At 61.7% G+C, this 17,819-nt stretch carries 14 protein-coding genes; 10 read left to right on the forward strand and 4 right to left on the reverse strand.

Translation table 11 applies throughout. The features are described from left to right. A partial coding sequence (locus HMPREF3087_RS01430) for a prolipoprotein diacylglyceryl transferase (RefSeq protein ID WP_070427795.1) occupies window positions 1–1,589 on the reverse strand: 1,589 nt, incomplete at its 3' end. Window positions 1,590–1,765: 176 nt separating this feature from the next. Here HMPREF3087_RS01430 and HMPREF3087_RS01435 point away from each other — a divergent pair. The 9 genes from HMPREF3087_RS01435 (at window position 1,766) to HMPREF3087_RS01475 (ending at window position 12,087) form a co-directional block, all read left to right on the forward strand. Next, window positions 1,766–3,037, forward strand: a complete 1,272-nt coding sequence (locus HMPREF3087_RS01435) for a heme/hemin ABC transporter substrate-binding protein (protein ID WP_070424894.1) — start codon at window positions 1,766–1,768, stop codon at window positions 3,035–3,037. A gap of 191 nt (window positions 3,038–3,228) precedes the next feature. Next, window positions 3,229–4,251, forward strand: a complete 1,023-nt coding sequence (locus tag HMPREF3087_RS01440; protein ID WP_019174173.1) for a FecCD family ABC transporter permease — start codon at window positions 3,229–3,231, stop codon at window positions 4,249–4,251. Then, complete coding sequence (locus HMPREF3087_RS01445; RefSeq protein WP_019174172.1) at window positions 4,248–5,099, forward strand: heme ABC transporter ATP-binding protein; 852 nt, start codon at window positions 4,248–4,250, stop codon at window positions 5,097–5,099. The genes HMPREF3087_RS01440 and HMPREF3087_RS01445 overlap by 4 nt, the downstream gene beginning before the upstream one ends. Continuing rightward, the gene (locus HMPREF3087_RS01450; protein WP_070427796.1) at window positions 5,096–6,457 is read left to right on the forward strand and encodes a hypothetical protein; all 1,362 of its coding nucleotides are present in this window, start codon (window positions 5,096–5,098) and stop codon (window positions 6,455–6,457) included. The genes HMPREF3087_RS01445 and HMPREF3087_RS01450 overlap by 4 nt, the downstream gene beginning before the upstream one ends. After that, window positions 6,454–8,646: an HtaA domain-containing protein gene (locus HMPREF3087_RS10680; protein ID WP_070427797.1), complete on the forward strand. Its 2,193-nt coding sequence runs from the start codon at window positions 6,454–6,456 to the stop codon at window positions 8,644–8,646. Before HMPREF3087_RS01450 ends, HMPREF3087_RS10680 begins: the two co-directional genes overlap by 4 nt. A 60-nt stretch (window positions 8,647–8,706) precedes the next feature. Continuing rightward, the gene (locus tag HMPREF3087_RS01460) at window positions 8,707–9,360 is read left to right on the forward strand and encodes a biliverdin-producing heme oxygenase (protein ID WP_061941810.1); all 654 of its coding nucleotides are present in this window, start codon (window positions 8,707–8,709) and stop codon (window positions 9,358–9,360) included. A 237-nt stretch (window positions 9,361–9,597) separates the two neighbouring features. Then, window positions 9,598–10,590, forward strand: a complete 993-nt coding sequence (locus HMPREF3087_RS01465; RefSeq protein ID WP_070427798.1) for a hypothetical protein — start codon at window positions 9,598–9,600, stop codon at window positions 10,588–10,590. After that, window positions 10,590–10,955, forward strand: a complete 366-nt coding sequence (locus tag HMPREF3087_RS01470; RefSeq protein ID WP_061941804.1) for a GntR family transcriptional regulator — start codon at window positions 10,590–10,592, stop codon at window positions 10,953–10,955. Before HMPREF3087_RS01465 ends, HMPREF3087_RS01470 begins: the two co-directional genes overlap by 1 nt. 214 nt (window positions 10,956–11,169) lie before the next feature. Then, the gene (locus tag HMPREF3087_RS01475) at window positions 11,170–12,087 is read left to right on the forward strand and encodes a hypothetical protein (RefSeq protein WP_070427799.1); all 918 of its coding nucleotides are present in this window, start codon (window positions 11,170–11,172) and stop codon (window positions 12,085–12,087) included. Here the strand turns inward: HMPREF3087_RS01475 and HMPREF3087_RS01480 are convergent. After that, the gene (locus HMPREF3087_RS01480; RefSeq protein WP_070427800.1) at window positions 12,080–13,546 is read right to left on the reverse strand and encodes a DHA2 family efflux MFS transporter permease subunit; all 1,467 of its coding nucleotides are present in this window, start codon (window positions 13,544–13,546) and stop codon (window positions 12,080–12,082) included. The two genes, HMPREF3087_RS01475 and HMPREF3087_RS01480, sit on opposite strands and share 8 nt — an antisense overlap. A gap of 239 nt (window positions 13,547–13,785) precedes the next feature. Between HMPREF3087_RS01480 and HMPREF3087_RS01485 the strand changes: the two genes are divergently transcribed. After that, window positions 13,786–15,033: a trans-sulfuration enzyme family protein gene (locus HMPREF3087_RS01485; RefSeq protein WP_070427801.1), complete on the forward strand. Its 1,248-nt coding sequence runs from the start codon at window positions 13,786–13,788 to the stop codon at window positions 15,031–15,033. Window positions 15,034–15,099: 66 nt separating this feature from the next. Here HMPREF3087_RS01485 and HMPREF3087_RS01490 read toward each other — a convergent pair whose 3' ends face one another. Both HMPREF3087_RS01490 and HMPREF3087_RS01495 read right to left on the reverse strand, forming a co-directional pair. Next, window positions 15,100–16,581, reverse strand: coding sequence for an APC family permease (locus tag HMPREF3087_RS01490; protein WP_070427802.1), 1,482 nt, complete (start codon window positions 16,579–16,581; stop codon window positions 15,100–15,102). A 273-nt stretch (window positions 16,582–16,854) separates the two neighbouring features. Then, window positions 16,855–17,730: a DUF805 domain-containing protein gene (locus HMPREF3087_RS01495; RefSeq protein ID WP_070427803.1), complete on the reverse strand. Its 876-nt coding sequence runs from the start codon at window positions 17,728–17,730 to the stop codon at window positions 16,855–16,857. Window positions 17,731–17,819 lie beyond the last annotated feature (89 nt).

Consider the following 17,819-nt stretch of genomic DNA (forward strand, 5'->3'; position numbering starts at 1 on the left):
TTAGCCTCGGGGTCCTTGGGCTTGTCGCCGCCGTCGTCCGGGGTGTCGGGTGCTTCGGGTTCGTTGGCTTCGGGATCCTTCGGGTCCTGCGGTTCCGGATCCTTGGGGTCGTTAGTCTCGGGATCCTTGGGGTCGGTCGGCTTGTCGCCGCCGTTTTCCGGGGTGTCAGGAGTTTCCGGTTCCTTCGGATCCTGCGGTTCGGGGGCTTCCGGTTCCTTGGGCTCTTCTGCCGGGAACAGCGAGTTCTTCTGTTCGTCGGTGAGGTTGATGTTAGAGCGGTGCAGAACCGTTTCGTCGTTCGGGATACCGTGGGCAACCCATACGACGGTGTCGTAGTCGGTGTCCTTGTTCAGCTTGTCTGCTGCTGCGGTCGTCTGGGCGTCGAGCTTGCCGTCCTTGATCGCGCTGCTGGGAATAAACTCAACGGCAACCGGTTCCTTCGACGACTTTTCTGCTGCAGCCGACCTAGCGGACGGACGTGACAGTTCGATTTCGCTGTTCTTGACCTTACGGTCGACAATTGCGACGTAGACACCGTTGGCATCCCGGCCAGTGCTGGCCTTGGGCAGCACGCCGTAGCCTTCGCCGGTCACATTGACCGTCAGGCCCTTGTCAGAAACAGAGGGCTTGCTCTTAGTGGTGTTCTTAATCGTCTCCTCATCGACTTGCGGTTCAGGCTCTTCGGCCGTGTACTTCACGGTGAGAGCAGTGGGCTTCTTGCGTGGGTCCGCAGCTCCGCCGGATGTGTACCAGTACTGGGTCTGGCCGGTCTGTACGTTGTAGTCCACCCAGCTGCGGGGGAATGAGCCCCAGCCGTCTTTTTCTTTGTTCTGGTCTGGCTGTCCGCTGTCGATGCCTTCGTAGTCCGGGGTGACGGTGAAGCCGTTTTCATCAAGCTTGACCGTGTTGTTTTCGAAGTCGGCGATGGTGCCTTCAACGGGGTTGAGCTTTTCCCACTTGGACAGGTCCTCCATGTCGGTGCCGTAGCCGGAGAAGGTGCCGGTGAGCTTGCCCTTGCCGTTCTTCACCTCGAGCTTCGGGTCACTCACCGACCAGTAGGTGTACCCGGAGTAGTACACCACGGTAAACGAACCCTCCCACTGAATGGTTCCAGAATTCGTTTCAGGGTCGATTGTGCCTTTGCCACCGGAGATCTCAACGAAGTTGCCCGATCGCTTGGCTTTGTCGCCGTTCCACGTGTTGAGCCTCTCGCCTTCCGGGGTCTGGCACTTGTTGTCCCACGTGATCGGCTGTGTGCCGCCATCAGCGGTAGGCCGCAGGATCTTGACGTTGCCCTCTTCCGGGCTGAAGAGCTTCTTAGCTTCGGCATCTTCCTTTGACCACGGTGAGGACTTCCCGGCATCGCCGGATACACCGGCGGACAGGAAGTTGCATGTGCCGGGAGCATAAGCGCCCGCACCGGATTCGGCGTTGATACCCCAGCTGAAGACAGCGTCCGAAACATTGAGTTCTGCGGCCTGGGCGGGGTGCGCGGACAGCAGACCGGCCCCGCCCAGCGCGAATGCCACGCTTCCGGCCAGGCAGGCGCGCCAATTGCGGCGCGAAGGCGCGCTCGATGATGACTTCATTGTTCTCCTTGTGGACTTACGTCGTGCGTACATTTCGCAACTGATTTACGAGAAACTGACTTGACCTAAAACGTTTAGGTAAGGCTATCCTTAGTTATAGTCACCCTGTAAGTCAACTCACGGTTCGGTGAATGTTTGTTGAGTGCCTCAGGCGCACTCGAACAGAAAAGGAAGCAATGAAACTCAACTCTCGGGCGTGGCGCCGGGCTGAAGAACCCGGTCGCCCAGGAGGCCTGAATCGGGCTTTGCGCCGCGTGCCTCGCCGTACAAAACGGCGTGCCGCAGCAACCGCAGCGTTGCTCGCCGTTGGGCTTTTTCTGTGGAACAACGGTTTCCACAACGTCGGTACCCTCAATGCCGCGCACTCCCAACAGTGCGTACCCCCGCCGGCGACCTCGGCGGCGCAGCTTCCGAACATCCCGGATGTTCCCAGCTCCGAAAAACGTCCGGTCAGCAAGATCCACGGCCCGACCACTGCCTACACCCAGGCGTCCGAAATCCGGCCGATTGCAGATTTCGCAGATCAGCAGCAGACCCTCCCGGTGACTGTCACCTCGGACGATGGCCCCGAACAGACGGTGCGTGACACCTCGAGAATTCTGGCGCTCAACCAAAACGGCGGTTTGGCCGCCGCGGTTGTCGGCCTGGGTCTGGGCTGCAATCTGGTCGGCCGTGATGTTTCCACGCAGATGTCGTCGCTCATGCCGGGCCAGAAAGAACTTCCGCTGGTTACCCAGAACGGGCACGAACTCAACGCGGAGGCAATCCTCAATCTGGCACCCACAGTGGTGCTGACCGATTCGACGATTGGCCCCTATGACGTTCAGCTTCAGCTGCGCAATGCCGGCATCCCGGTGGTGTTCATTCCGTCGGCGACGGAGGACGGTGTGCAGGGCGTCAGCCCGCAGATCGTTGCGGTTGCCAAAGCGCTGGGCCTGCAGGATGCGGGTGAACAGCTGGCCAAGCGCGTCGATAAGGAAATCGCCGAAACCCAAAAGAGAATCCAGGCACTCGCACCGGACAATCCGGCGGACCGTCCGCGCACGGTGTTCCTGTATCTGCGCGGCGACATCTACTACTGGTTCGGCAAAGGCTCCGGCGCGGATTCACTCATTCAGGCAATCGGCGGACGTGATGTTGCCACCGAAGTCGGCTTTGCGGGCATGTCACCGACCAACGCGGAAGCCCTGGTGAAGGCCGCCCCGGACGTCATTTTGGTCATGACGAAGGGCCTGGAGAGCGTCGGCGGCATCGACGAAGCCCTCAAACTGCCGGGCATTGCGCAGACTCCCGCCGGCAAACACCGTCGGATTGTCGATATGAGTGACTACGAAGTCATGAGCTTCGGCCCACGCACCGCGGAGGTCATCGCAGCCCTGGGCACGGCAGTCCACGCCCCCGAATACGCCTACGTCCCACAGGAAAAGTCCGCTGAAGCGGATGCCTAAGGAGAAAACCCTTGAGCACTACTCATTCCAGATCTGCTGAGCGTTTCGACGCGCCCGCACCTTTTGCCGGTTCGCCTTTGGACGAACAGCGCACGAGGCGCCGCTCCCGTTCTGCTTCTTCGGCGCCTGCCGCCCGGGTTCCGGGGGAGGGACGCGGTGAGAAGCCTTCCGGGAGGGTGTCGGCTGCTCGGGTGACCACCGTCTTCACCACTTTGGTGGTTCTGCTTCTTGGCGGAACTCTGCTTTCGGCCATGTTGGGTCAGCTCTACATTGCGCCGAAGGAAGTTGTGGGTTCCGTTCTGCAGTCGGTGGGCATCAACTGGCTGCCCGGTCCGTCGCACGAATTCGGTGCTGAGGCCCTGTGGGAGGTGCGCTTCCCGCGGATTGTTCTGACGGTCTTTGTGGGTGCTGCCTTGGCTATTGCCGGTGCTGTCATGCAGGGCATCTTCGGCAATCCGCTGGCTGAGCCGGGCACGATCGGAGTGTCTTCCGGTGCTGCCGTCGGTGCGTCGTTTGCGTTTCTGCACGGCCTGAGCTTCCTGGGCGGATTCACGGTTCCGTTCCTGGCGTTTGTGTGCGGTCTGGTGACAACGATCGTCGTGTACGTCTTGGCGCGGTCGAACGGCCGGACGGAAGTCGTCACTTTGATCCTCACGGGTGTTGCGGTCAACGCGATTTCCGGTGCGCTCATTTCGTTTATCGTGTTCAAAGCCCCCACGCAGGCACGTGAGCAGATCGTGTTCTGGCAGATGGGCAGCTTCAACGGCAGCCGGTGGGAACAGGTTGCGATTGTCGTTCCGCTGGTGGTCGTGGGAATCGGCCTGACGATGTTCCTGGCCCGGGGCCTGGACTTGGTGTCTCTGGGTGAAAAGGCGGCCCGCCACCTGGGTGTCGATGTTGAGCGTCTGCGCTTGTACGCCATGGTCCTGTCGGCTCTGCTGGTCAGTGCTGCGGTTGCGTTTGTCGGCATCATTGCCTTCGTCGGTCTGGTGGTTCCGCACCTGATGCGCATGCTGTTGGGGCCGGGCCACCGTCTGCTGCTGCCGGCATCGGTCCTCGGCGGCGCGGTGCTGCTGACCTTTGCCGACCTGGCTGCGCGCACGCTCATCGAGTTCGCCGACCTCCCGATTGGCATGCTCACTGCGCTGATCGGCGGACCGTACTTCTTCTATCTGCTGCGCCGCAGCCGTCGTGAGGCAGGAGGTTGGGCATGATCGAAAAGCTGCGTCACAGCCGTGAAAGCCGTCTGCCGGAAGTCCCCGCACCGGGAAGCACCGTGCTGTCGGTGGACCAGGTGACGGTGTCCTACGACGGCGAAAGGAAGGTGCTCGAGGGGGCCAGTCTGGATGTCCGGGCGGGCGAGGTGCTGGCTCTTGTCGGTCCCAACGGCGCCGGGAAATCGACACTTCTGGGTGTGATCACCGGGGATGTTGAGGAAGCCTCCGGGTCAGTCATCATCAACGATCACCCGTCCTATGCCTGGAACACCCGCGAACTGGCTATGCGCCGGGCTGTTCTGCTGCAGCAGGTCGATGTGTCGTTCCCCTTCACGGTGTTGGAGGTCGTTGAAATGGGCCGCGCCCCGTGGCAGCGGACGCAGGCGGCAGCCGATGACGACACGATCGTGTCCGCAGTCCTGGAGCGCACGGACACGAGCCGCTTTGCTTCCCGCACCTTCACCTCGCTGTCCGGAGGGGAGCGGTCGCGCGCCGCTTTGGGCCGCGTCCTTGCGCAGGCCGCCCCAATTCTGCTGTTGGACGAACCGACAGCGGCTATGGACATCCGCCACCAGGAGCTCGTACTGACGATTGCCCGTGAATATGCGGCCACCGGCTCGGCTGTTGTTGTGGTTCTGCACAGCCTTGATCTGGCCGGTGCCTACGCGGACCGAATCGCCCTGCTCAACAACGGCCGCATCGCCGCTGACGGCACACCGGAAGAGGTGCTGACAGCCGAGCGGATCAGCGAAGCCTACGGCCATCCCGTCACTGTTCTCACCGACCCGGTATCCGGTTCACCGCTTGTGGTGCCGGTTCGCCCTTCCAGAAAGGACATGTCATGAATCAGCCTGGACACGCACCGGGCAGCCGGAAAAAGCGGCTGGGTCTGCGGCGGTTGGCTGCCGCGGCTGCCGCTGTGCTCATAGGCGGCATGGGCGCTTTCGCGAGTGCCGCTGTCAGTCCCGAACCCGCCCAGGCGGCGGCCCGGGTTTCCGTGTCGGGGACGCCTTCTGTTGACGGCACCTCGACCCTCAAACTCTCCGGCAGCGGTTTCCAATCGGTGCAGAACGGCTTCGGAGGCATCTATGTTCTGTTCGGTGTTGCCGAAGGCACGTGGCAGCCCAGCAAGGGCGGCAAGACGGGCACAAACCTGCGCTACGCCTATGACGATGAATCGAATCCGGTGGGCTATCAGCTGTTCGTCACGTTCCCGGGATCGTCAACAGCTCACGCTGCCAACGGCGGCACACTGAAGGCCGACGGAACATGGTCAGGCGAAATCATCCTGCCGGGCGCTCGCTTCACGTCCTATGACCGCGAGCGCAATCCGGTCGATGTTGACTGCACGCGTGAGCGCTGCGGCATCATCACGATCGGCGCGCACGGCGTGGCGAATGCCAAGAACGAAACCTTCACGCCGATTGAGTTCCCGGCTGCCGCAGCGGCTGGCCAGTCCGGCGGCGAACAGCAGCAGAACAACGGCGCAGCCGGCGCGGCAGCCGCACCGAAAGCCAATGCGCAGAAGGACAACAAGGACCAGAAGAACGCAGACGCCCCCGCCGCACCGGCACCGGGAGCAGCGGGTGGACAGCAGCCGGTGTCAGGACCCCTGCTGGAGCCCGATCAGGTTGATGCGATCAACACGAACGCCAACCGCATGGTGTTTCTGCTGATGATCGGGGTTGTTCTCGCCATCTGTGCGATTGCCCTGGCCGTGGGAGTCGGTTCCTACATGGCAGTGAAATCGCTTCTTCTGGGTGTCAGCCCCGAAGCACTGGAGCGTGTGCGCACGCGCAGGGCTAAGCGCGCTATCGCGGCAGAGCACAAGCGCGAACGCAAACTGCAGAAGTTCCGCGTGAAGCAGGATGCGCGCACCCGCAAACGCGAAAGGGCAGCCGATGCCAAGATCGCCCGCGCTGACATGGAAGACGCGGGAGTGCGCTATCCGGTCATCGCCGAACAGCAGTCCTACGCTCAGCAGCCCGGTGCACAGGACCAACCTGCGGCCGGACCCATGCGGTTCTTTGAACTCATCCACAACGACGCAGGGGCCACCGGCAGCCACACGCAGCGCCAGGCGGCGGGCAGTCAGCAGGTGCATTCCGAGGGCACACCACCCGGTGCTGCAGGAGGAGATTCCCCAACGCTCGTCATGGATCGCCTGCTGGGCGAAGCAGATGCACGGGAGGATCAGCGATGAAGCGCACAGCAATAACCCTGGTGGCAGCCGCGGCAGCGTTTCTGCTGTTCCTCTTTGCTGCGGGTATCGCAATCGGCACGGCAGCCTTCGCATCGCCGGCTGACAGCGCGGAAGGGTCCGAGGCTGAGTCGTCGAAGCTGAAAATCTCAGACGCCGCCCTCACGTGGGGAATCAATGCAGAATCCGGCTCAGGTGCGTATCTGCCCGGTTCATGCAACTTCCTTTCCGCAGGTGTGGCAGGCGACAACGGGGGATCCTCGTTGTGGCCGAATGACGCCGAAAAGCGCGGACTATTCAAGGCGAAAGACGGCAACGTGGAGATTCTGCGGCCCACCGCTGATGGCGGCACGCAGCCGATCACGTGGGACAACAAATGCCAGACCCCGGAAGGCAAACGCGTCAACATCTCAGGCGTGAACTCTGGAAACTACGTCCAGTTCTCCGGCGGTAAGGGAGAAGTGGACACCGCTGCGAACACGGGCACCATCCAGTGGGAGGGTTCGTTCACCCTGGTGTACTACTCCGGGTACACCTACTGGTCGGTGAGCAACCCCAAGCTCGAAGTGAAGAATGGCAAGGGCAAGCTCACCGGCACCTTCTCCGGCTACGGCACCGACATGGAGGACCTGTCCAAGTGGGAAAAGCTCAACCCCGTTGAAGGCACCATCGCCGACTTCGAAAACAACACGGTTGAGCTCGATGAAAACGGCTTCACCGTCACCCCTGACTACGAAGGCATCGACAGTGGGCAGCCAGACCAGAACAAAGAAAAAGACGGCTGGGGTTCGTTCCCCAAGAGTTGGGTGGACTTCAACGTACTGACCGGCCAGACCCAGTACTGGTACACCTCCGGCGGAGCCGCTGATGTGCGCAAGAAGCCCAGTCCGCTGAGCGTGTCGTTCACGGGCACCCCGATCGTGCCCGAACAGCCTCCGACTGATTCGCAGCAGCCCAAGCCGAAACCCGACACCGGGGGAGACAGCAAGGAGAAGCCGGGCGGCACCTCGTCAGAAGAAAAGAAGCCATCGAAAACCCCGAAGGGATCAGACGCGACCCTGTTCTGGGCGATCAACAAGGAAAGCAGCGCCGGTGGGTTCGCACCCGGCACCTGCAACTTCCTGTCCGCGGGAGTGTCCCCGGACAGCGGCGGGGCTGTTGTGTGGGACGCACCCGGAAAGCTGTACAAGCCAACAGACGGCAACGTGAAGATCGAAAAGCCCGATGCCTCCGGCAAGTTCCACACCGCGACATGGCAGAACAAGTGCGATGACCGCTACGGCGGGCGAGTCGTGGCAGCGGACAAGAACTCGCACCACGAATCGCGGCTGAACATGAGTGCTGGAAGCATTGACTTCGAGGACGGCGGAATCACTGCCAGCTGGGACGGCGGATTCACGATCGTGTTCTACTCCGGCATGACCTACTGGTCAGTGTCGGATCCGAAGCTGACAGTCACACAGGACGGCAAGGGCAAGCTGACGGGTACCGCATCCGGCTACGGCGCAGACATGGACGACCTGTCGAAATGGGAGAAGCTGAAGTCCGAAACCATCACGCTGGCGACTTTCTCCGGCCTCGATGTGGGCAAGGCAGTCAAGGACGGTGGATTCACCGTCACCCCCGACTATCTGGGTGTTGAATACAACGCGGGCGACGGTATTACGCCGCAGGACCGCACGGCAGCTGAATGGGGTTCATTCCCCAAGAGCTTTGTCGACTTCAACGTCAAAACCGGGCAGAGCTCCTACTGGTACTCCTCGGGCGGAATTGCAGACGCACGCAAACCCGCGCTGCCGCTGACGGTTGCCTTTGACAACAGCTTCGAGCCCCCAGCGCCAGAACCGGCCAAACCTGGTCAAAGCGCTGCCGGTGCAGGTGCGACCGGTTCAACCGTGCCCGGCTCAAGCACCGTCGGTGGGTCCGGCGTTGGCGGCCCCGGTGTTGCCGGGTCCGGCGGTGGGCCGGGCGCCCTGCCGCAGAGCCCCAATGCTCAGCCGGCAGACGTGGAAGACAAGACCGCTTTCGCTGCCACCGCAGCCGAAGCTCGCCGATCCGAGGGCATGGGCTCAATCAGTGCGAAGAGCTGGGGGCTTGGCGGAGCAACCGCAGCCGCAGGCATCGCGGCAACCGTCGGAATCGGCTGGCTGCTGCGCAGAAGTATCGGGCTCGACCCGAGCACCTGGACCTAAACCACTTACAGACAAAAAGAAAGAAACCCCGAAACCGGGCCAACACCTCGTGGAGGAAACATGACCATCACAGTCCCACCCGCGGAAACCGCGTCATTCTCACAGCGACTGCGCGAAGAAACCCAGCGCGAACACAGCGCGGCCGAATCCGAGCGCTTCATTGTCGATCTCATGGGAGGAAAACTCGACCGCGAAGCCTACATTGCGCTGCTGGAACAGTACGCAGTGCTGTATCCGGCACTGGAATCGGCTGTGCAGGCCGCATCATCGGGTTCGGTGCTCGCAATGTTCGACCACCCCGGACTGGCACGCACGCAGGCAATCAATGACGACCTCGACCAGCTGCTCGGCACTGACAGGAAGCCGCCGGTGCCGGTCACAGCAACGCGTCTGCTGGCAGAGCGCTTCCAGTCTGGGCTTGAGCCCGAACAGCTGCTGGCTCACCACTACTTGCGCTACCTGGGTGACCTGTCCGGTGGCTTGGCAATCGGCAAACTGGTCAAGCGGCACTACTCGATCGAAGACGAAGCACTCAACATGTGGCGCTTCCCCGGAATCGACAAGCCGAAGCTGTTCAAGGACGACTACAGGGCCAAGCTTGACGCTGTGTCGCTGAGCGAAGCACAGCAGGAAGCTCTCATCGCCGAAGCCGAACTTGGCTTCCGCCTGAACAAGGCGATCTTCCGCGAACTCGGAGCAGCGCGCGGACTGTGACCGCTCCCAGCTGACAAACGTGGTGGGTGTCGAGGTGATGAGCGCTTTGGTGCTGTAGCGCTGCTTCGCCGCGGCGTGCCCCGCCGGGGCCCCACCCCCAAACAAAGAACGAGGTGCCGCTCACCTGAGAAGGTGAGCGGCACCTCGTCCTTTTTTCTGTGTTTTTCCTGAAGGGGGTTGCGCACCCCAGCTTTGTATCAGTACATTGTTTTATGTATTGATACGAAAGGAGAGGCGATGCAGACATTCTGGATTGTGATCATCATCGGCGTAGTGCTGGCCCAAGCTCCCTTCACGGGCGGGTTCGGCAAAGTGAACACCAAAGAAATCGATAAGCACGCAGCCAAACAGGGACTCCCGCTTCCAAGTGATCTTCGCCCGGCGATCACCGATCGGCTGGTCGGCCGTGAACGGTCATCGCTCACGTGGGCAATTGGGGGCCTGCTGATCGGCTTCCTCGCAGTGGCTCTCCTTCGGATGATTGCCGGTTGGGATAACGGAGAAGCCGTTTACGCACCGCTCGTTTTGGGCGGGGTCGCGGTGGGAAGCGCCTTCGGCAGTCTGCTGCCGGTGCTGCGCACGACGCCCCTTGCCGAAGACCGCCCACGGGTGGCCCGAGCAATACACACAACCGTGCCGGACTACGTCAGCAAGAGCGAGGTGATCTGCTTCTTCCTGGTCCCCGCATCACTGGTTATCAGCACCGTTGGAATGTGGGTGCTCGCCGCCAAAGTTCCGCACATGCCAGCTGAGTTCGACGGTCGATTTGCTGCTCTGACCGGGGCAAACATTGTGCTTCTGGCTATGTGGGTCGTCATGTTCTACGCCGCTCACAAACTTGTGGCAAGCCCGCAGCACGCAGGGAACGACCTCGAATTGGCATGGGATGACGCAGAACGCACAACGGCTCTGCGCGCACTGGGTGACAACGCGGTGGCCATGGCAGTCGTCGCGGCAATCTTTTCGCTGATCAGCGTTGTTGACGTCGTATCGCGCCCAGCTGTGCGGGAAGGCGCAGAAGACCTGACAATCACGCTCGCCTTCGCAGCTTTCATCATCGGCCTGGTTGCTGCGGCGATGGTCACCCTGCCCCTTCTGCCGGGACGTCTGAACCGCACCCCGTGGCGCAAGCTGTGGCCGAACGCGCCGGCTGAGATCAGCCGGACCTCGGAAGCTGGCGCACCCGTCAACCAGAACCCAGCCGCCGGCGAACAGGGGGAGGGCAAGTAATGCTGCGCATCGACCCCAAGAGTGATGTTCCGCCGTATGAACAGCTGCGCGATCAGCTCATGGCCCAAATCGAATCGGGTCAGCTGCCGCCGGGGGCTCGTCTGCCGGCGGTGCGCCGCCTGGCCGGTGACCTTGGGTTGGCCCCCAACACTGTGGCCCGCACGTACCGGGAACTTGAACGCCGCAGCTATGTGCGCACGGCCGGGCGGAACGGAACGATCGTTACGGAAGACTCCCATGATGACGCTGATCCCGCACTGGAGGCCTCCCGCGCTCACGCCAGGGCACTCAGCGCACAGGGCATCGACGTTGACGCGGCAGTCCGACTGCTGCAGCGGGCCTTCGCGGAACTGAAGAAAGGCTGACCGGCCAGACTGACCGCCGGGCCGCAGGTCGTAGCGCCTGCCGCGCCCACTGCCGGACCGCCCACCCCAACACAAAGCACGAGGTGCCGCTCACCTGAGAAGGACAGCGGCACCTCGTGCTTCTTTCGCTTTCTGTGCTTTTCCTCAAGGATTGCGCGCACCACCGGTGGCGTATCAGGTCCTTGTTTAGTGTGTTGTTACGGAAGGAGAAGCGATGCTGATTGTCTTGATGGCCATCGTCATCGGCGCGATCATGGCCAGGTCCCCGATCACGGGAGGTTTGGCAAGGGCAGACAAAGCTTCGGTCGACAAGCAAGCAGCCAAACGCGGGCTTCCGCTTCCAGAAGACCTGCGTCCGGTGATCACAGACCGACTGGTTCGGCGTGAAAAAACGCTGCAGGCGTGGTCGGCGGCGGGCATTATTCTCGGTGCGCTCTCAATAGCCTTGGTCCCGCTGTTCTACGGCTGGAATACGGGCGACATCTTCTGGGTGCCGCTCATCCTGGGTGGGTTCGGGATTGGAAGCATCTTGGGCAGACTGCGTCTGGTGCGGCGGGGGACGCCATCGCTGCCAGGCCGGTCCCAGGTGACCCGACCAGTGCGCCCAACCGGGACCGACTACGTCACCACCAGCGAGGTGATCTGCTTCTTCCTGGTTCCCGTATCGATTGTTCTGAATATGGCCGGAATGTGGATTCTCCTGGCGCAGCTTCCCTATATCCCAGGCGAATTCAACGGACGCTACGGCCTTGTGACCGCGGTGAACATTGTGCTCCTGCTTCTGTGGGCGGTCATGCCGTCGTCGGCTCGCAAGTTTGTCGCAATGCCGCAGTACGCAGGCAACGACCTCGAACTTGCATGGGATGACGCCGAGCGCACGTCGATTCTGCGTGCACTGGGTGACGGTGCGGTGGGCATGGCGGCTATCTCAGCGGTGTTTACGCAGGGGGTTGTCGGCGAACTCATCTTGCACCCCCATGTCCGTTCCGGCGCGGAGGATCTGACGAACATGCTTGCCGCCGGGGCTTTCTTCGTCGGGCTGAACTGTGCTGCGCTGGTCGTGGCGCCCCTTCTGCCGGGACGTCTGAAGCGCACCCCGTGGCGCAAACTGTGGCCGAACGGAGTCAGCTGACAGTCTGCTCGTCGAGCTCCACGCGTTCGCGTTCCTGCGCGGGGACGCGGCGTATGAAAACTGCTGCGATGAGTGCTGCGAGTGCTACGAAACCACACGTGATGAAAGCGGCACCCGCACCATCGGCTTGTGCGCCCTGTTCGGAAAGGCCAGAACTGAGTGCACGGGCCTGAGCGGAACCGTAAATCGAGATCATGAGCGCGGTTCCGGCAGCACCGGCCAGCTGCTGCATCGTGTTGAAGATGGCTGAACCGTGACCGTACAGCTGCTTTGGCAGCGATCCCAGTGCCGTGGTCATGGCGGGGGTGAAGATCATGGCCAAGCCGACTGAGAAAGCCGTGAAGATCACAGCAATAAACCACGGGCTGGTGTTCTCGCTGACGGAAGCCAATACGAACATGCTGATCACTGCAATCAGCATGCCGGGAATCAGCAGCGGTTTGGGGCCGAAACGGTCAAACAGGCGCCCCGCAACGGGAGAGAGCGCGGCTTCCAGGATGCCGCCGGGCAAGGTGATGAGTCCCGTAACAAGTGCGGTGGCCATCAGACCGCCCTGGATGAACAGAGGCAGAGTGTTCATGAGTCCCAGCAGGGCTGCGAAGAAGCCCATCATGGCAAGAAGGCACAGGGTGAAGTTGAGGTTGGTCAGCGGGCGCAGGTCAAGAAGCGCTTTGCCGTGTTTGCCGCGCACAATCTGGCGCCATACAAACAGTGCCAGACCGATGATGCCGATGACCAGAATGATTACCGGGGTTCGTGCCTCCGGCCCACCGGTCGTGATGACGCTGATTGAGCTCAAACCGTAGACCAGGCCGCCGAAGGCGAATACGGACAAGATCATGGACAGCACATCAATGCCTTCGGATGTGCGTTCGCTGGCGTTGGTCAGTTTGACGGCGCCGATAATCGTCGTGATAGTCACCAGCGGCACCATGATGGTGAAGATTCCGTGCCAGCTGGTCACACTGAGAATCAGACCGGCAGCCGTTGGGCCAAGGGCGGGTGCAGCCGCTATGACAACACCGATCAGCCCCATGATGGTGCCGCGCCGGGTGGCCGGAATCATGAGCATCGTGACGGTCATGAGCAGCGGCATGATGATCGCGGTGCCGATTGCTTGGGCAACCCGGGCAAGCAGCATGATCACAAAGTTTGGTGCGAGCGCTGCGCCGATCGTGCCGACCAGGAAGATGATGGTGGCGAAGAAGAACACCGATCGTGTGGTGAACCTGCCCAGTATCCATCCGGTTGTGGGCAGCACGATCGCCATGGTCAGAAGGAATCCGGTGAGGAACCACTGAGCCAGGTCCGCACCGATCCCCAGGTCTTTCATGATGGACGGAAGCGCAACCGCGACGGTGGTTTCGTTCAACATCATGACGAATGCGGTCGACACAAGAACGGTGAGAACCCATTTCACCGTCGACGGAATAGCAGCGTTTGGTGACGTTTCAGGCACGTTGAATAAGCCTTCAGTTTGGATGGCCCCATGATGAGGGGTGACGGCGGCTGCAGAAAGAAGAAGTGCAGCATTCGGATGCTAGCAAGATTTCAGCTCGGCTTGTACGTTACGTGACACGCTTCATGGACAGTGGCTGGGTGGCGGCTTAGGCCGCTGCACGGGGCTTGCCTGGTCCGTGTGACGAAACTGTTTAGAGATGACCACCGGAAATCACCACCGAGCTTTATCGTGAGCGCATGAGCACGCACACACCCCAGTCTTTCCAGCCCCGAGCCAAACGGCCCGACAAATCCGACGCCTCAAGCCTCGATTTCACGACTCAGGCCGTGCACGTCGGCAACGAGATTGATCAAGGTTCGGGCGCCATTCGCACGCCGATTGTTTTGGCGAACTCCTACGCTCTGCCCGAGGACCCATCCAACGTCAGCTGGTCTGGCACCGATGTCCCTCTTTACACCCGCAATTCGGGTGCTAACCAGCTGGCTCTGCAGCAGAAACTGGCAGCGCTCGAAGGCGGCGAGGACGCTGTCGCGCTCGCCTCGGGTGTTGCCGCTTTGCACGCGGTGTTCTTCAGCTATCTCAAGTTGGGTGACCACATTGTCGTTGCCGATGTCACCTATGAGGCCACATGGCGCCTGTTCAAAGAACTGCTGCCGCAGAAGTACGGCATTGAGGCCACGTTCGTTGATGCGAGCGACCCCGAAGAAGTCGAAAGCGCCATTCGCCCGAACACCCGCTTGGTGCACGTTGAGGTCATCGCGAACCCGACAACCAAGATCACCGACATCCCGAAGATTGCGGATATTGCCCACAAGGCCGGTGCTCTGTTGGTGGTTGATTCGACGTTCACCCCGCCACCCCTGTACCGCCCGCTGGAAGACGGTGCGGACTTGGTGGTGCACTCGCTGACCAAGTACATCAACGGTCACGGCGACGCGGTGGGCGGTGCGGTCATCGGCAGCCGCGACGCCATCCGCCCGATCAAACATGACGCGATGGTCGATGTCGGCGGCATCATCTCGCCATTCAATGCGTGGCTGATCAGCCGTGGCTCGATCACTCTGCCGCTGCGGCTTCGCCAGCACCTGGATTCCGCCCAGAAGGTGGCCGAGTTCCTCGACGCTGACCCGCGAGTTGCCTACGTCGCCTATCCGGGTCTGAAGTCGCACGCACAGCATGAGGTCGCCACACGTCTGTTCGGAAACCGCGGCTTTGGTGGTGTTCTGGCCTTCGCTGTTGAAGGAGATTCCGACACCCAGAACCGCTTTGTGGCGAATCTGCGCGTGGTTACCTCCGCGGTGTCGCTCGGACATGACGAATCGCTCATCGTGCACGTCGGCACCGAGGGTCCTCGCGTTGCCGCCTACCCACCCGAGTTCCAAAAGTGGGGTCACCTGCGGTTCTCCGCCGGCCTGGAAGCAGCCGAGGACATCATCGGCGATCTCGCAGCGGCTCTCGATGCCACCTTCGGCCCCGTTTCCTAACTGACAAAGCACGAGGTGCCGCTCACCTGGGAAGGTGAGCGGCACCTCGTACTTTTTAGGACTGGATCAGCGGTGGGACTCGCGGCCGAGTTTCTTCAGAAGCTCAGCTTCGGCATTCGGTCCCGGCTGCACACCGCCGGGCAGGCGGAGCATGAGGGCGACGCCGACAGCCAGCCACAGGCCGAACATCAGCCACGACGGCCATGCAAGCTGAGCCGACCACGGGGTGACCGGCAGGTACAGCACGAACAGGAACAGGCAGAGAACAGCCGAGATGGCACCGATGACGATGCCGCCGTTGCCCTTGCCGCCTACGCGCATGGGGCGTTCCATCTGGGGTTCCTTCTTGCGCAGCTGAATGAATGCGATCGACACGAGGAAGTAGGTGATGACGATCATCGGCGAACCTGCGTCGACAACCCAGCCGAGCATTGCCGAACCGAGGAACGGCGCGATAACCGAAAGCGTGCCGATGAACAGCAGAGCGTTGATCGGGGTGCGGTAGGTGGGGTGGATCTTGCCGAACCATGCCGGCAGCATGCCCGACTGAGCAAGTGCCCACATGAGGCGGGATGCTCCCATGAGGAACGCGTTCCAGCTGGTGATTATGCCGGCCAGACCGCCGGCGATCACGATCTTGCCCCACGTGGGGTGGCCCAGCATGGCCGAAAGAGCATCTGCCGTGACGAGTCCGCCATCGGCGTTGAGCGCCGCAATGTCGCTGTGGGGCATCGAAATCGACGTGGTGAAGATGATGACCACGTACCAGGCGGCGGCCATGAGTACGGCCATGACGACGAGCTTGCCGATCTGGCGCGGTTTGACGTTGATCTCCTCAGCGGCCTGCGGCAGAACATCGAAGCCGACAAAGAGGAACGGCACGGTGGTCAGCACGAGAGCGAAACCGCTGAAGCCGCCGGAGAACCACGGTTCGACGTGCTTCATGTCGCCGCCGACACCAGCACCGGTGACCAGCAGCAGACCGACGATCAGCAGGAACGACACAACGAACGTCTGGACGAGGGATGCGACCTTCACACCGCGGATGTTGATGTAGGTCAGAATGACCGCGGTGACAACGCCGATGAGCGCCCACGTCAGATACACGTCAAAGCCCGCAACATTCCACAGGAGGATCTTTTCGATATCCGGCAGCAGATACAGCGCGGTCTTCGGCACTGCGACAGCTTCGAACATCACCACCGTGATGTAGCCGCCGACAATGCACCACGAACCGATCATCGACAGCTTCGGTCCCATGGCTCGCATGAGGTAGTTGTGCTCACCGCCGGCCAACGGCATAGCGGCCACGAGTTCGGAGTACACAACACCGACGAACGCCATGATGACGCCGCCGCCTGCGAATGCCAGAAGCGCACCCATCGTGCCGGCTTCTTCGATCCAGCCGCCGGCCAGAACAATCCAGCCGAAGCCGATCATGGCGCCGAAGCCGACGAACAGTGCGTCGAGTCGGCCCATTGCCTTTTTGAAAATGGAATCGTGGGAAGCCTGCGTATAGCTGCCCGCTTGTTGTCCAGGGGCGTTCATGCTGTCTCCTTTGTCAGCGGCCGCCGCTCGTGTGCGACGAGACTGAATTCTGTGGAACTGTGCACCGCAACAATACGGTCTTTTATGTCGAAATTCACATTGTTTTTACCCAGCATGTTGGAGAACAGGCGGAATCTGGGTCAGGCCCGAGGTGGATTCCGCAGAGATCAGAGATCCTGCGGCCGAGGTGGTCTGGGGACGTTCGCATAAAGAAAACCGGCGCACAGCAGAAGCTGTGCGCCGGCGATTCAGTGGTTCAGATGCCGCGGTAGGTCAGTCGCCGCGGGTGTCCTCCCATTCGGGGCGACGCGCTTCGGGCTTGGTCTCCAGCGCGCACATGATGTAGACGACGATGCTGGCAACAAAGCTGATGAACGTCAGCGCACCGGGGAATCCGGCATCCTGCAGGCGGCGCCAGGCGACTGACAGCGTCGGGATCAAAGTGGCAAGGCTGAACAGGAATATGAAGCCCCACAGGAGGAACAAGACGATGCCTGTGAGCCCGACGACCGCGCCGGCGGCATCGGGGTCTGATGCTGATGCCGCGGCGAACGTGACGATGATCTGAATGGCAAACAACAGCAGGGCTGGAACAAACATGATGATGGTGTTGACCAGCGCAGGCCACCAGAATTCGGACTTCGAAGCGTATCCGGCGAACCGGAAAGACTTCTTCCAGAAGCGCTTGTACGCCTCCATCATGGAAACGCCGTAGACGGGCTGGCTCAGCGGCAGCGGCATTCCCTGCGCGCGGTAGTCATCAGCTGTCAGAAGCTGAGGTGCCGGCTGGCCGTAAGCTGCGTTCGCACCGAACGGGCCGGGCTGCGCGAAGGGGTCCTGCTGGCCGGGCTGTCCGTAGCCGCCAGGCTGCTGAGCGCCGGGCTGACCGTAGCCGCCGGGCTGGCTGTGGGGTGTCTGTCCGCCGTATGCGCCAGGCTGCGATGGCTGGCTGGGCTGTCCGTACGCACCCGGCTGGCTGGCTGCGCCCTGCTGCTGGCCGTAGTCAGGCTGGTTCGGCTGTCCGTACGCACCCGGCTGGCTGTAGGGGTCCTGCTGACCGTACGAGTCTTGCGGGTTGTTCTGGCCGGCGCCGTTCTGCTGATTGAAGTCCGGATTGTAGGGATCGTTGCTGCCTGGGTAGCTGCTCATAGTCTTTGCTTTCTTAGCTCGCTTGGCGCTCGTGGCCAGTGTGTCGTGCAGTCATCGTAAGGTCAGCGGCCGGAGCGTAACCAGCAACC

This window comes from Brevibacterium sp. HMSC22B09, assembly GCF_001806795.1.
Classification (GTDB): Bacteria; Actinomycetota; Actinomycetes; order Actinomycetales; family Brevibacteriaceae; genus Brevibacterium; species Brevibacterium ravenspurgense.

Bases quoted from the DNA above. Each gene is read 5' to 3' on its own strand.
- HMPREF3087_RS01435 (WP_070424894.1), top strand. From the start codon at position 1,766: ATGAAACTCAACTCTCGGGCGTGGCGCCGGGCTGAAGAACCCGGTCGC.
- HMPREF3087_RS01445 (WP_019174172.1), top strand. From the start codon at position 4,248: ATGATCGAAAAGCTGCGTCACAGCCGTGAAAGCCGTCTGCCGGAAGTC.
- HMPREF3087_RS01450 (WP_070427796.1), top strand. From the start codon at position 5,096: ATGAATCAGCCTGGACACGCACCGGGCAGCCGGAAAAAGCGGCTGGGT.
- HMPREF3087_RS10680 (WP_070427797.1), top strand. From the start codon at position 6,454: ATGAAGCGCACAGCAATAACCCTGGTGGCAGCCGCGGCAGCGTTTCTG.
- HMPREF3087_RS01460 (WP_061941810.1), top strand. From the start codon at position 8,707: ATGACCATCACAGTCCCACCCGCGGAAACCGCGTCATTCTCACAGCGA.
- HMPREF3087_RS01465 (WP_070427798.1), top strand. From the start codon at position 9,598: ATGCAGACATTCTGGATTGTGATCATCATCGGCGTAGTGCTGGCCCAA.
- HMPREF3087_RS01470 (WP_061941804.1), top strand. From the start codon at position 10,590: ATGCTGCGCATCGACCCCAAGAGTGATGTTCCGCCGTATGAACAGCTG.
- HMPREF3087_RS01475 (WP_070427799.1), top strand. From the start codon at position 11,170: ATGCTGATTGTCTTGATGGCCATCGTCATCGGCGCGATCATGGCCAGG.
- HMPREF3087_RS01485 (WP_070427801.1), top strand. From the start codon at position 13,786: ATGAGCACGCACACACCCCAGTCTTTCCAGCCCCGAGCCAAACGGCCC.
- HMPREF3087_RS01490 (WP_070427802.1), bottom strand. From the start codon at position 16,581: ATGAACGCCCCTGGACAACAAGCGGGCAGCTATACGCAGGCTTCCCAC.
- HMPREF3087_RS01495 (WP_070427803.1), bottom strand. From the start codon at position 17,730: ATGAGCAGCTACCCAGGCAGCAACGATCCCTACAATCCGGACTTCAAT.